Below are 14,923 nucleotides of genomic sequence, written 5' to 3' on the forward strand. Positions count from 1 at the left end.
GGATGAAAACGGACTGATTCATGGTACAATATATTTACATATGTATTCGGAATGAGGAAATGACTATATGAAAAATTATAGAGAAATGCAAAACTAAATTTTCAGCTGATATGGATATTTTTTTAGATGAACCATTATCTAAATATACCAATACCAAGACTGGTGGCAAAGCAGACATTTTGGCTTTTCCTGAATCAGTTGATCATATTCAACAATTAGTTCAATATGCTAATGAAAACCAACTGTCAATTACAGTTATTGGTAATGCAAGTAACTTGATTGTTAGAGATGGTGGGATCCGAGGATTAACCTTGATTCTTACCAAAATGAATAAAATCACAGTTCATGAAAATGTTTTGATTGCCCAAGCGGGGGCATCTTTTATCGAAACGACAAAAGTTGCGCAAGCAAACTCATTGAGTGGCATCGAGTTTGCCGCAGGGATTCCTGGAAGCATTGGTGGCGCCGTCTTTATGAATGCAGGTGCTTATGGTGGCTCAGTGCAAGACGTTGTAGTATCTGCTGATGTGTTAACGCCAGATGATCAAGTTCTTCATCTTGATAAACAAGAACTTGATTTTGGTTATCGACACTGCAGTGTTCAAGAAAATAATCAAATCGTTCTGGCTGCTACCTTTGAATTAAGCCATGGCAGTCGCGATAAGATTCAAAAAGAAATGGATCATTTAAATGAATTAAGAGCTGCAAAACAGCCATTAGATTTACCTTCATGTGGTAGTGTCTTTAAGCGCCCGGAAGGTTATTTTGCTGGTAAACTAATTCATGATGCCGGTCTTCAGGGCTTCCAAATTGGTGGTGCTCAAGTATCTAAAAAGCATGCTGGATTTATTGTGAATGTTGATAAGGCCACAGCAACGGATTATTTAAATGTCATTAAGCATGTTCAAGCAACCGTTAAGGAGAAATTTGGAGTTAATTTAGAGACTGAAGTACGGATTATTGGCGATAATGAGTAAAAGGAGGATGTTAATTGCACATACTTGAAGCAGTCATATTATTAATTGGAGTAGTCTTACTTTCCAATGTTTTAGACCATTTTATTCCATCTGTTCCGGTTAGCTTGATCCAGGTGTTTTTAGGGCTATGTGCGGCACTATTTATGCAGGTATCGATTCCGTTAAAGACGGATTGGTTTTTACTATTATTCATTGCTCCGTTGTTATTTAATGATGGTCGAAGGTTTCCCAAACGAGAGCTATGGAAATTAAGAGGACCCATTCTTGGAAATGCGATTGTCTTGGTATTTTTAACAACTTTATTGGGTGGGTTGTTGTTCCATGTTATTATTCCAACGATGCCAATGGCAGTTAGCTTTGCACTAGCAGCGATTTTATCACCTACTGATCCCGTTGCGGTTCAGTCGATTTCTAAGCGAGTATCGCTTCCAGAAGGGGTGTTACATATTGTTAGCGGTGAAGTCTGATTAATGATGCCTCTGGTCTAATCGCCTTTAAGTACGCAATTGCTGCGACGGTCACTGGCATTTTTTCAATTCAGTCAGCGACATTAGACTTTTTTTATATTAGTGTCGTGGGTTGTATTAGTGGAGCAGTACTAATAAGTTTAGTAATTGTATTGCAAAACTGGCTATTTAGACAAGGAATCAATGATGTTATTTTTAATACGATATTGCAAGTGCTAACGCCATTTGGAATTTATATGATTACCGAAGAAGGACTTCATGCATCTGGAGTTATTGCGGTAGTAGTGGCTGGAATTTTATTTCATTTCTTTGGTGGGGTTACGGATTATAGTCAACCGGAACTAACTTTGGTTAGTGAAAAGACTTGGGACATTATTATTTATATGCTAAATGGAATTGTGTTTGTTATTTTAGGAATTGAATTACCAATTGCCACTAAGGAAATTATTCATAATGACAATATTAATACATTTCATGCTGTTTGGATTTCCTTTGTCGCTTGGCTAATCTTATTAGTTATTCGGGTCGTTTGGATTTATTTATATCAAGTCTTAGGTACAGCGATTACTCACGGAAAAAACTCGATGTCACCCTTAAAAGCAGCTTTAATTGCTGGATTATCAGGTGTCCGTGGAGCAGTAACGATGGCTGGTGTATTATCAATTCCAACGGTTATTGACGGCGGAGCTAGGTTCCCATCTCGTTCCTTGGCGCTATTTGTGGCTGCTTTTGTGATTATTATTAGTTTAATTGTGGCCACCATTACATTACCGTTAGTCTCCAAAAATAAGGCGCCGTTAATTACGCGGGGTTCAAATACTGATGGTAGCGATGGTGAGGACGAGGATTTGGAAGCTGACTCACAAACCGATTCAAATTATATTACTGAAGAACAAGCGAGAATTTACATTATGAAGCTTGCAATTAATAGTATTGAAGAGAATCGCCGTACAGAAAATCAACAAGCCGCATTTGATTTGATTTTAGATTACCAATTTTTAATTAGAAGATTGGAGCTAAAGGAAAATAACTTGCGAGATATGAATAAAATCATTGCTGATGAAATGGCCTTACGCCGAGTAGCGATAAATGGTGAATTTGAAGCACTTGATAAGCTTAGAGATGATAATGAAATTTCTGAAGATGCTTATTTAATTAGCCTTGATCAACTTCAAAAAATGATAAACGTTTAAGAAAGTCTGAAGGAAATAAACCAAAGATTAGTTTTAGTTTGAATAATCAACATCGAATTCGTAAAATTCGGCGAATAATTACTATGTGGCTAGTTAATCGAAATGCTAATTCCGAATTAGCTAATCAATTATCTACAGCCCATATTGAACAGGCTAAGGCGGCCATTAAGGCGTTATCTGAGTATTTCAATCGGGATGATATTGAAAATGAACGATTTGATAGTCAGTCGGTATATCACTTAGTAATTCATTATCGAAATCAGATTGAAGAATCAAAAAATCGAATGTCAACTGACCGCAATCGGCTACATTCTCAAGTTCAGGGACTAAGAATCAAAGCATTGGCTTCGGAGCGAGAAGGGGTTCAGGTTTTGTTGGAGCAAGGCAAAATTGAATGGCGGATGGCGGCTCGATTAAGACAATATATTAATTATTCTGAAACTGTCTTAATTATGGACTATCAGGATGAAAATTAAAAAAATGGAGGGGAATTTCCCCCTCCATTTTTATTTATTCATCTTGAAAATGATTTAGCTGAATTAGTTTGATTAAATAGAAAAATAGTAGCTGGATAATAGTTAGCAGACCGATAAAAAGGAGTGCACTACTGCTCCACATATTTAATAGTGGTTTGATAAATTGCTCTGGCGTTAAGAATAAGTAGATTGTGTGAATTCTGAGAAATCTACCAATAAAGATTCCAATTGAAGACAAAATCGTTAAAATCACAATGACCACATTTGTAAATACTAAGTGATGCATGTGTAAACGATCTGCAATGGCTTTGGCAACTCGATCTAATCCCCAAAAACCTAGAACGGTACTTGAAATAGTTGAAATCATAAGAAGAGCGTAATTGAACCACATATAATTATTTAACCGTAATAAACCATTGCTACCATAAGGTTGTAACAGTGATAGATGGAATAAATCGGTTAATAAGTAAGGAGTATTTGGATAGAAGAGTAACCAGATAATCACGATTACCCAAAATAAAATGGGGTTATGAGGGCGCTTCTTATCGATGTGAAAGCTCAGTTCAATGGGAATAAACGCTAAAAAAGTGTTTAAAACTAAAAAAATTAAATGGAGGATTTTTTAGATACGTATACAAAAAGCCCATCCAGATAATCGCGATTATCCGAATCACCCATTTAGTTAATGTGTTCAAATTAATTCCTCCTTACTAATATCATTATCATTAAACTATGTTTTGAGAGTAATTACCATGAATTTTAGAATTAATTTACTTATTTTATATTTTATTTAAACAACGTCATAATTTATTGGAGATTAGGCGATTGACGCCAGTCAATGATATAATAATAACGAATAATTTTTAAGGAGAACATAATGGATTGGTCTACGATATTTACATTACAAAATTTTTCAAGGTTTAATTGATTTCGTAGTCGTTTGGATCCTAGTTTACTATCTAATTTTGATGGTTAGAGGCACCAAAGCAGTCCAATTACTTCGTGGAATCGTTGTAATTGCCCTTGTAAAGCTTATCAGTTTATGGGCAGGCTTCCCCATGGTTTCATGGTTGGTTGATCAAGTCCTAAGCTGGGGAGTTATCGCAATCATCGTTGTCTTTCAGCCAGAAATTAGGCGTGGATTAGAGCATCTTGGACGTGGCTCCCTATTTATAAAGGGGAAGCAGGAAAATCAGGCCGCTCAAAAGCTGATTACTGAATTGGATAAAGCAATTCAATACATGTCGAAGCGACGAATTGGGGCGTTAATTACAATTCAGATGAATACTGGATTAGAGGAATATATTGAAACTGGAATTGATATTGATGCTGAGGTGACTGGCGAATTATTAATTAATATTTTTATTCCTAATACGCCCTTGCATGATGGTGCCGTGATTATTAAAAACAATCGGGTTGCTGTTGCTGCAGCTTATTTACCACTGTCACAAAGCAACCTGATTCCTAAGGAATTGGGGACCCGGCATCGTGCAGCTGTGGGGATTTCAGAATTAACTGATGCGATGACTATTGTTATTTCTGAAGAAACTGGTGAAGTTTCAATCACTCAGAATAATGAACTTTTACGCGGCATGACCCAAGATGATTACATTAAATACTTTAAGGATCAACTTATGAACGATGACCCAGACCATGCTGCCCACCGCGGTAATTTATTCAGTGAGGTATCAAGATTTATCGATGCTCACTTTAGGGGAGGTAAATAGTTATGAAGAAGTTTTTATTTAGTAACTGGACCTCTAGATTAATGGCATTGTTTTTTACAATCGTTTTATTTATATACGTTCAAGGGACGACTTCCAGTACCTCATCTCCAAATTCAAATAATCGAATTACGCAACTGTCTTCTAATCGGTCAGAAACATTCTCTGTACCGCTTTCGCTAACGGTTAATAGTAATCGGTACTTTGTTAACGGTTATCCAGAAAAGGTTAAAATTCACCTTAGTGGGCCATCGGCACTGGTAACGACAACAGCCAATACCCAAAATTTTAAGGCGTTTGCGGACTTGTCTAAGTTAACGGTTGGAAAGCATAAGGTACGGATCCAACAAGAGGGGTTAAATAGTGAACTAAGATATCGATTTGATCCAGAGACGATTACGGTTGATATTCAACCGCGAAAGACTGTTACGTATCCATTGAAAGTTAATTATTCAAAGGATAATGTTGCTGCTGGCTACCAAACCGGTACTGCAAGTGCTGATGTTAAGACGGTCAAGATAACTGGGGCATCCGACGAAATTAATAAGATTGATCGAGTTGTAGCTCAGTTAAATGTTCCTCAAAATGCTAAGACATCAATTAATAGTCAAGCAATTATTGAGGCTCTGGATAAGAACAACAATACGGTTAACGTTGTGATTACTCCGGCAACTGCCGACGTTAATTTACCAATTACACCTGGCAACAGTAAAGAAGTCCCTGTATCATTGAAGAGTAAGGGGATTGAAGATCAAACGGATGAGTTTAATTTGTCAACAACTACTAAGCGAATCGAAGTATTTGGGACTCGTAAGCAACTTCGAAAGCTTACAAAGGTTGAAGTTGAGGTAGATACCAGTGATGTGTCTAAAACTAAGACCAAGCAAATTGTTCTCGATCCTAAACTCAATGGGGTTGAAGGGTTTAATCCTAGCAAAATTTCAGTAAAAGTTACTAGAAAATAATTATAATTTGAAATGAGGAATTATTGATGAAGTATTTTGGAACTGATGGTGTTAGAGGAGTGGCAAACTCAGAACTAACTCCTGAATTAGCGTTCAAGTGTGGTCGTGCCGGTGGGTACGTTCTAACTCATCATTCAAAGCGTGACCAACCACAAGTATTGGTTGCTAGAGATACGAGAATTTCTGGTCAAATGCTTCAGGAAGCTTTGATTGCGGGATTGTTATCAGTTGGAATTGAAGTTTTAAACTTAGGTATTATTACTACTCCTGGGGTAGCATACTTAGTTAGAAATCAAGAAGCTGATGCCGGGGTTATGATTACTGCATCACATAATCCAGTTGAATATAACGGAATTAAATTTTTCGGTGCAGATGGTTACAAACTCTCTGATGAAATGGAAGAAGAAATTGAAGCTATTCTAGAAAATTCTGAAGATACTTTGCCTAGACCTTCTGCTCAAGGATTGGGAGTTTCTGGGGATTACATGGAAGGTAGCCAAAAGTACATTCATTTTCTTGAACAAACAATTTCTGATGATTTAACTGGAATGAAAGTTTGTGTTGATTCGGCCAATGGGGCAACTAGTAAATTAGTGACTAGTTTATACGCTGACCTTGGCATCGACTTTGAGACAATGGCCACTAATCCTAATGGATTAAATATCAACGATGAGGTTGGTTCAACCCACCCAGAACAACTTCAAAAGTTTGTTGTTGAAAATGGCGCTCAGGTAGGAATTGCTTTCGATGGTGATGGCGATCGTTGTATTGCGGTTGATGAAGATGGTCACATTGTCGATGGTGATAAGATTATGTACATTTGTGGTAAATTTATGGCTGAACGTGGTCGCTTGAAGAAAATACGATTGTAACTACCGTTATGAGTAATTTAGGTATGTACAAAGCGATGGAAAAAAATGGTCTAACTAGTGTTAAGACAAAAGTTGGCGATCGTTACGTTGTTGAAGAAATGAATGCAAATGGATATAACCTTGGTGGCGAACAATCAGGTCACATTGTGTTCTTGGACTTTAATACCACTGGCGATGGAATGCTAACTAGTTTGCAATTATTGGCGGTTATGCAAGTAACCGGTAAGAAGCTTTCAGAATTAGCTGAGGAAGTTACTAAGTATCCTCAAGAACTTATTAACGTTAAAGTTAGTGACAAGAACCATGCTTTAGAAAATGAAAAAATTAAGCAAGTAATTGCCAAAGTTGAAGATGAAATGAACGGTGATGGTCGGGTTTTAGTTCGCCCAAGTGGAACTGAACCACTGTTAAGAGTTATGACTGAAGCACCTACCAAACCATTGGTAGAAAAGTATGCCAATGAAATTGCTGATGTTGTCAAATCTGAATTAGGTATCTAAGAAAAGCCCTCATAGAGGGGCTTTTTTATTAAGCTAGTTAGTAAATTGTAATGAACTATACCATTTGGCATAAATTGTTGACATTTAATTCAAAGTCCTGTAAATTTAACCTGTTATTTAAATATGTATGGGTAATTCTGTATATACCAATTTTAAAAATGATTAGGAGAATTATTATGTGTGGAATTGTGGGAGTAACTGGAAACGATAATGCTGTTTCAATTCTGTTAGAGGGATTACAAAAGCTAGAATATCGGGGATATGATTCAGCTGGAATCTACGTTAATGATTTAAAGGGTAATGATTACCTTGTTAAAGAAAAAGGTAGAATCAGTGCTTTAAAAGCTGCTGTAACTCCAGATGTTCACGGAGTTGCTGGAATTGGACATACTCGTTGGGCTACTCATGGGGTCGTGAGTGTTGCCAATGCTCATCCTCAATTTTCAGAAGATCACCGTTTTTACTTAGTTCATAATGGGGTTATTGAAAACTTTAAAGAATTAAAATCACAATACTTGAGTGAAACTACGTTTGAAAGTCAAACTGATACCGAAGTAGTTGTTCAATTGCTTGATAAATTTGTTAGAACTGAAGGTCTATCAACTAAAGATGCCTTCACAAAGACATTGTCACTTTTGGAAGGTTCTTCTTATGGATTCTTACTAGTAGATAGTGAAGATCCTGACACCCTATATGTTGCTAAGAATAAAAGTCCATTACTAATTGGTGTAGGTGATGGGTTTAATGTAGTTTGTTCTGATGCTGTTGCGATGCTCCATGCAACTCATGACTTCTTAGAACTTCATGATGGTGAAGTGGTTACAGTTAAGCCTAATGAAATTATCATTGAAGACAAAGATGGCAATAAAGTCGAACGTGACACATACCATTTGGACATGGATGCTGAAGAAACTGATAAGGGACCATATCCTTATTACATGCTTAAAGAAGTCGATGAACAGCCAAATGTTATGCGTAAACTAGCTTCAATCTATACTGAAGAAACCGGTAAAGACAACCTTGATCCTGAAATGATTGATGCCATTAAGAACGCTGATCGCATTCACATTGTTGGAGCAGGTACTAGTTACCATGCTGGTTTAGTCGGTAAGAAGATGTTTGAAAAGCTTACTCACATTCCAACCGAAGTTCACGTTGCTTCAGAATTCGCTTATGATGACCCATTGTTAACTAAGAATCCATTTTTCATCTTCTTATCACAAAGTGGTGAGACCGCCGATAGTCGTGAAGTGTTGGTTAACGTTAACGCTCGTGGATTTAAGAGTTTAACAATTACTAATGTTGCTAACTCAACATTGTCACGTGAAGCCAACTACACATTGTTGCTACATGCTGGTCCTGAGATTTCAGTGGCTTCAACCAAAGCATATACTGCACAAATTGCTGTTGAAGCAATTCTTGCTAAGTCAGTTGGAGTTGCTAAAGAACAAGTAATTGCCGAAGATTTTGACGTTCGTCAGCAATTAGGTTTAGCTGCGACTGGAATGCAGGCCATTATTGATGAAAAAGATGAAATTGAAAAGTTGGCTAAAGAATACTTTGTTAATGCTACTAGAGCATTTTACATTGGTCGGGGAATTGACCAAACAGTTTCGCTTGAAGCAGCTTTAAAGCTTAAAGAAATTTCTTATGTTCAAGCTGAAGGATTTGCCTCAGGTGAATTAAAGCACGGAACTATTGCGTTGATTGAAGAGGGTACCCCCGTTGTTGGTATCATCACGCAAGTTAAGACTGCCGGTCTTACCAGAAGCAACTTACAAGAAACTCTATCACGAGGTGCTAACATATTGACAATTGTTAGAAGTGGTTTAAGTAAGGAAGACGACACAATTGTGGTTCCAGATATCGATGAAATGATTACACCATTGTTGAGTGTGATTCCTGCGCAATTATTAGCATATTACACAAGTTTAAATAAGGGATTAGACGTTGACCGTCCAAGAAACTTAGCTAAGAGTGTGACAGTTGAATAATTAAACAGCTGATTTGCAAAAAGGCATGAACTTTAAGTTCATGCCTTTTTTAATAATCATTAAGAAACTAATAATTTTTAATTGTGAGATAATGATTATGTAGATTATCCTTTAGTTTTAGCGGATTTTCTAATACTATTAACCTAGATGGTTTTATGATTTAAGGGGTGAATCTTTTGAAATTAAAGGCAATACAAAAAGCAGTGGCCCTAAGTTGCGCCACTTTACTATTAGCAGGGGGATTTAGTAGTTTTCACAAGGTAGTTAAAGCTGATAGCGGCTCTGCTGCAACGCAGACCACGCAATCAACGTTTATTAGTCAGTATAAAGGGGATGTCCAAAAGGCTGCTAATAAGTATCGATTGTATGCATCAGTTATGATGGCACAAGCGGCCCTTGAAAGTGGTTGGGGACAAAGCCAACTGACTAAACAAGCTAATAACTTTTTCGGAATTAAGGGTGCATACAATGGGCAAGCAGTATCAATGCCAACCACTGAGTATGATCAGAATGGTCAAATTCAAAATATCAACGCAAACTTCAAAAATATCCCACGGCGTATGAATCGTTTAGCGATAATGGTAATTTGCTTAGAAACGGAATTTCAGGAAATTCATCATATTATTCGGGCGCATGGAAGGAAAACGCGAATACATATCAAGATGCAGCTAATTCGTTAACCGGAAAATATGCAACTGCGCCTAATTATGGTAGTTCATTGATTACGTTGATTCAACAATATAATTTAGACCAGACATTCAGTGAAACCGGCAACGGTGGTTCTGGAAGTAATAATTCAAATTCAGATAATTCAGGTTCAAATTCAAGTAATTCAGGTTCAAATTCAAGTAATTCAGGTTCAAATTCAAGTAATTTAAATGATACTGGTACAAATGATGGAAGTGCGGCCAATCCTGGTGCTAAACCACTTGATACTGCTAAATATACAAGCGCTGATCCAAACCAAATGGTGCTGTTGTCGCCAACGTTTAATAAGTACTATGCGTATAATCACGTAAAAGGTACCAGTGCTAAAGAGAAGCGTTATTCTTTTAAATCTCTGAAGGTGACTAAGCCAGTTTGGGTGTATTTAGATATGAAGGCCAAAAAGCGGGAACTAGTACCAACTGGTATCGAATTAGATTTTAATAAAAATCAAAAACACAAGTTCTGGGTTTATAGCCCAGTTCTTGCTTTTCCGGAAACTTTCTACAATACAAATAGTGGATCAATTACAGTTGATTCAAAATCTAATGCAGATATTTATAACCATGTGTATGGTAGTGACTACTTAGCAAAATCAATGGGGAAAATTAGCAAGTTACAAGAAAATGTGAATTATGTGGTTGACGGTGAAGCGATTGTTGATAATAGTCAAGGAGAATTATGGTATCGAATCAAATTTAACGGCACTAGTGGTTGGATTAAATCGTCAGAAATTAAGTCGTACACAGCTAATGTAGTTTATGTTAAAGTAAAATTAAATAAGAAACTGGCATCGACAGTTAAAAGTGGTTATGCTTATAATCACGTACCTAATACTACAGGGGTAAAAAGAGCTCCTTTAAAACGTTGGGAATTACAAATAAAAGCAAATTAGTTTCTAATATGGTAGGTTATGATGTAAATTCAAGTGGTGTTTGGTACCGAATTATTGCACCAAAGAATGGTAAAACTTATTGGATTTCAAATAGCCTACTTAGTTAACAAGATTAAGCAGGAGGACTCGTATTTATTATGTACCATAAATTTAAGGGACAGCTATTAATGCTGTGTTTCGCGTTATTTGGTTGTTTTTTATTTACTAATGATGATGCTCAGGCATCAGTTCAGACCGACTTTATTGAGCAAATGAAGGCCCCGATAGTTAAAGTTAGTCGCGAAAATCATTTGTATGCGTCGGTAATGATGGCTCAGGCAATGTTAGAAAGTGATAATGGTCAGTCATCCCTCGCAGTAGAGGGCAATAATTACTTTGGAGTTAAGGGCAGTTATGATGGCCAATCAGTCACAATGGGTACCCAAGAAATGACTTCAAATGGGAAAACGATTTCTACTAGCGCTACATTTAAAAAATATCCAACCATTTTGGCTTCAATTGAAGATAATGCCAAAATTTTACGAAATGGGACGACTGATGACCCTGATTTATACTCTGGTACGTGGACAACTAATTCACTGAGTGCTAGTGATGCTGCAATGGCACTTTCTTCAACATACGCTACTGACATGGAATATGGGAATAAGCTTAACCATTTAATTAGTGCTTACAACTTAGATAAGTTAGATACTAGTCCAAGTTCAACAAGCATCAATGATAAGTTAACCGCAGAAGTTACGCGGCAGTTAAGTGCTCCTAAACAAACAAATGATGATAATAATGAACCATCAAAGATCACTAATAAAAAAATTGTGATTGCAAGTCAGCATGTGTTCCCTAAGAAAACGACGCACAATATTGCTCCCAAGCTAATGTTTACACTACAAGCGGCAACGACTAAATAGTAATGGAAAATTAAGGTTCGTATAAGTCATAAGGCGAGCCTTTTTTTTCTGGTTATTTTTGATATAATATAGCAGTTAATATTGATTTCTCAACTAGGAGAATTAAAAATGGTAGAAGAATATAAAGTTAAAGTTGAAAACGTTACTAAAGAATATGACTTGTTTAAGACTCAATCTGAAAAGTTAAGATCATTCTTTTCAATTAAAAGTCAAAAACAAATCCCTCATTTTTGGTCTTTAATGGGGATCTCACTAACTATCAAACCCGGTGAGACCATGGGTTTAATCGGGGTTAACGGTTCTGGAAAATCTACGCTGTCAAACATTATTTCTGGAATTATTCCTCAAACGACAGGTCAAGTTGATGTTAAGGGTGATACCTCAATTGTTGCGATTCGGGCTGGACTTAGAAATAAATTAACTGGACGTGAAAACATCCGACTTAAATCTTTGATGCAAGGAATGACCAATGAACAAATCGATGAAATGATGCCAGATATCATTTCGTTTGCAGATATTGGTGATTTTGTTGATCAACCAGTTAAGAGCTATTCAAGTGGTATGCGATCACGACTAGGATTTGCGATTGCAGTTCACATTGATCCGGATATTTTAATTATTGATGAGGCCCTTTCCGTTGGTGACGACACATTTTATCAAAAATGTGTTGATAAGATTACTGACTTTAAGAAACAAGGTAAGACTATTATTTTTGTTAGTCACTCATTAAAACAAATTCAAATGCTTTGTGATCGAGTTGCTTGGATTAACTATGGTGAACTAAAAATGGTAGGGCCGACTGATGAGGTCACTGAAAAGTATCATGAATTCGTTCAATGGTTCAAGGGCTTGAGTAAGAAAGAAAAGAAAAAGTTCCAAGCCGAACGTAAGAATATTCAAAAGAACTTTAGCATTAAAAAGTATCAACAAGAGGTTACAGAGGAACATCAAAAGGTAAATCCGGAGGATAAATCAATTCCATCTAAGATTAACAAGCTATTTTATGGTTCTGTTATTTCGGAAAAAATGTCCCTGACTAACCAAATCCTTACTTGGGCAGTCCTTATTGCATTAATTTTCTTCTGTTTAGTTAATGTTTCAGGATATTCAATAGAACATGTGTTAACTAATCCCCAATTACTATTAAACCCATCTAATACACTGCACCTTCCTTAAAAAGCCAGTTGGCTTTTTTTATTAACCGTTATTGACAGCGCTTACAATAAACGGTATATTAATACATGGGTAGTATAACAAATACCTTCTAAATCAATTCTCTTTCTCTCTGATAGCTGGTGGACTTTAATCCGCCAGCTTTTTTCTGTATAATCATTAATATGATATTGAATGGGTGGATCAAAAATGAAAAATAATGAAGAATTGACATTGATTGAAGAAATTACTAGAAATGATGATACTAAATATATTGAGATCAGTAATATGGTTCAAAATGGTCGAGCTGAATTAGCGGCAGAACGTGGATTTATTAAAGAAGTCCGAATTTTACAATTAAACATTCCACACTCAACTCACGTTGCAAACTATGAGAAGTACATTAACGAAAATTTTACGATGCCTGATGAAAAGATGGATCATTTTGAAGAGTGGACCAAGACCGATGAGATGCAAGCAGAAATTGCTGCTATTTTGAAAGAAAACCACATTGGGTAATTAAATGAGTAATTAATGATAAAATGATTGCAAAAAATTTAATTACATGGTATAAATATATTATAGTTTTTAGTAACTTATTGCTCCGTAGTTCAGCGGTAGAATAATTGACTGTTAATCAAGAGGTCGCTGGTTCGATCCCAGCCGGAGCAGCTTGCAATAAGAAAGTCCTGCTACATAGGCTTAAAATGCTGATGTGGTGGGACTTTTCTCATCATGATATGATAATCCAATTCGACTTTTGTCTCAGATGACGTATAAAAGTTGATTGTGATAATTAAGTGAATAATAAAAAACAGTCTTCGTTAATAGAAGACTGTTTTTTATAAGTTGATTTCTGTAGGCGTAGCAATTAGTTGTTGTTCACCGCTGTCGTATACTACGATTGATTGAGGGTATTCATTACTGTATGGATATGGTGAATCAAACGTAGCAACAATTTCATTATCCTGTAAAAAGTCATACGATAAGGTGCCATCGTTATTGATTAAGTTAAACGTGACTAGGTTAGATAATGGAAAAATACCTTGTAAGTCGTTATCGATAATGAACCAAACATTATCGATTGCCTGGTCAGGTAACGATGAGACGATAGTGTAACTTGCAAATCTTGCCTGAGTTCGATCAAACATATAATCACCTCATATCTAAATGTTTTAATAATTTCAAATTACCAAAAATGAATAATCATTGCAAGCAGAAGTAACTATTGAGTGAACTGCTGATTATCCATGATTAATAAGCTAATGTGTTTTGAAACTTGCTGATTTTCTGGAGGCATGCTCATGTAATCGTCATAAATATTAGTTAAGACAGTATGATAATCAGCGAAGATTGGTATTGTGGTGTCTTCAAATGGTACTTCGATAATGTTGTTTAGTTGGTCTGTCGTAAAAACCTCAGCATCATATTCATATTGTGACGCCAGATTTTTATTAAGGAGTAGATCGTCATTATTGTTATAGGTACGCATTATTGTTTCTCGTTGAATTTTAAAATCTTGAGCGGCGGCAAGTTGCTGTTCATTAAGTGGTGAGTAAAAACGCTTGATTGGGTTATCAATAAAGTTGTATCTTAGTCTTAGATATAAACGACTATCAAGCCGCTTTATCTTGATATACTGTTGACGTTGCTTTTCTGGTGAGCTGGGAATCTTATCAATTGGAAAAACATCAATAAAGACTCCTTTTTTGGCATCGTTATAATTATTTTTTTCTTCAATATAAGTATTTCGGTTTAATAATTTTCCGTAACTAAGGGCGTAATTATTATCAGAGAAGGGTGTTTGAAAGAAGTACTGAGTGTTGTTAAGTTCTTTGCTAGTAATTTGCAATAATTTTTCGTAGTCCTCTCTGGGCAGGCCAATGTCCATATCGTCATCCCAGGGAATAAATCCGTGATGTCGAATGGCACCAAGAAGAGTCCCACCAAGGGCGAAATATTTTAAGTGATTCTTTTGACAAAGATCACGGAAAAATTTATAACTCTGAAGTTCAATTGTTTGAATTCTTTGGGTTAGTTGAGGCATATCTTCACCTTCTTCTTGTTTTTAATTTTAATCATTATACATATTATATAA

The 14,923-nt window shown here is 36.2% G+C and carries 10 protein-coding genes, 1 tRNA gene and 4 pseudogenes; 12 read left to right on the forward strand and 3 right to left on the reverse strand.

Going from position 1 to position 14,923, the window contains the following annotated elements:
- Positions 1–110: 110 nt before the first annotated feature.
- The 3 genes and pseudogenes from murB to NBRC111893_RS12270 all read left to right on the forward strand — a co-directional run bounded on the left by murB (position 111) and on the right by NBRC111893_RS12270 (position 3,113).
- The gene (gene murB / locus NBRC111893_RS03500) at positions 111–977 is read left to right on the forward strand and encodes a UDP-N-acetylmuramate dehydrogenase (protein WP_125008014.1); all 867 of its coding nucleotides are present in this window, start codon (positions 111–113) and stop codon (positions 975–977) included.
- 14 nt (positions 978–991) lie between these two features.
- Positions 992–2,121 (forward strand): annotated as a pseudogene (locus tag NBRC111893_RS12265) (cation:proton antiporter); the annotation flags it as partial.
- Between the two features lie 554 nt (positions 2,122–2,675).
- Complete coding sequence (locus tag NBRC111893_RS12270; protein ID WP_439957170.1) at positions 2,676–3,113, forward strand: hypothetical protein; 438 nt, start codon at positions 2,676–2,678, stop codon at positions 3,111–3,113.
- A gap of 34 nt (positions 3,114–3,147) precedes the next feature.
- On the opposite strand, the gene NBRC111893_RS03510 is transcribed toward NBRC111893_RS12270, so the two are convergent.
- On the reverse strand, positions 3,148–3,732 hold the full coding sequence (locus NBRC111893_RS03510) for a DUF1361 domain-containing protein (RefSeq protein ID WP_369689707.1): 585 nt from the start codon (positions 3,730–3,732) through the stop codon (positions 3,148–3,150).
- A 258-nt stretch (positions 3,733–3,990) separates the two neighbouring features.
- On the opposite strand from NBRC111893_RS03510, the pseudogene cdaA reads away from it, so the two are divergent.
- The 9 genes and pseudogenes from cdaA (at position 3,991) to NBRC111893_RS03555 (ending at position 13,497) form a co-directional block, all read left to right on the forward strand.
- Positions 3,991–4,840: pseudogene (cdaA, locus tag NBRC111893_RS03515) on the forward strand (diadenylate cyclase CdaA).
- Between the two features lie 2 nt (positions 4,841–4,842).
- The gene (locus NBRC111893_RS03520) at positions 4,843–5,802 is read left to right on the forward strand and encodes a CdaR family protein (RefSeq protein WP_125008016.1); all 960 of its coding nucleotides are present in this window, start codon (positions 4,843–4,845) and stop codon (positions 5,800–5,802) included.
- Positions 5,803–5,828: 26 nt separating this feature from the next.
- Positions 5,829–7,174 (forward strand): annotated as a pseudogene (gene glmM, locus NBRC111893_RS03525) (phosphoglucosamine mutase).
- Positions 7,175–7,350: 176 nt separating this feature from the next.
- Complete coding sequence (gene glmS / locus NBRC111893_RS03530) at positions 7,351–9,168, forward strand: glutamine--fructose-6-phosphate transaminase (isomerizing) (protein ID WP_125008017.1); 1,818 nt, start codon at positions 7,351–7,353, stop codon at positions 9,166–9,168.
- Between the two features lie 380 nt (positions 9,169–9,548).
- Positions 9,549–10,768, forward strand: a pseudogene (locus tag NBRC111893_RS03535) (glycoside hydrolase family 73 protein).
- Between the two features lie 137 nt (positions 10,769–10,905).
- Positions 10,906–11,673 (forward strand): glucosaminidase domain-containing protein, encoded by a 768-nt coding sequence (locus NBRC111893_RS03540; RefSeq protein WP_225417543.1) that lies wholly within the window; start codon positions 10,906–10,908, stop codon positions 11,671–11,673.
- A gap of 108 nt (positions 11,674–11,781) precedes the next feature.
- Complete coding sequence (locus NBRC111893_RS03545; protein ID WP_125008018.1) at positions 11,782–12,849, forward strand: ABC transporter ATP-binding protein; 1,068 nt, start codon at positions 11,782–11,784, stop codon at positions 12,847–12,849.
- A 186-nt stretch (positions 12,850–13,035) separates the two neighbouring features.
- A complete protein-coding gene (locus tag NBRC111893_RS03550) occupies positions 13,036–13,344 on the forward strand; it encodes a hypothetical protein (RefSeq protein WP_125008019.1) in 309 nt (102 codons plus the stop codon).
- An 81-nt stretch (positions 13,345–13,425) separates the two neighbouring features.
- A tRNA-Asn gene (locus NBRC111893_RS03555) sits at positions 13,426–13,497 on the forward strand.
- A gap of 170 nt (positions 13,498–13,667) precedes the next feature.
- Here the strand turns inward: NBRC111893_RS03555 and NBRC111893_RS03560 are convergent.
- Both NBRC111893_RS03560 and NBRC111893_RS03565 read right to left on the reverse strand, forming a co-directional pair.
- Positions 13,668–13,976, reverse strand: a complete 309-nt coding sequence (locus NBRC111893_RS03560) for a DUF960 domain-containing protein (protein WP_125008020.1) — start codon at positions 13,974–13,976, stop codon at positions 13,668–13,670.
- Between the two features lie 74 nt (positions 13,977–14,050).
- On the reverse strand, positions 14,051–14,872 hold the full coding sequence (locus NBRC111893_RS03565) for a LicD family protein (protein WP_125008021.1): 822 nt from the start codon (positions 14,870–14,872) through the stop codon (positions 14,051–14,053).
- Positions 14,873–14,923: the final 51 nt, after the last annotated feature.

It is taken from the genome of Lentilactobacillus kosonis (genome assembly GCF_003864335.1).
In the GTDB taxonomy this organism is placed as follows: domain Bacteria; phylum Bacillota; class Bacilli; order Lactobacillales; family Lactobacillaceae; genus Lentilactobacillus; species Lentilactobacillus kosonis.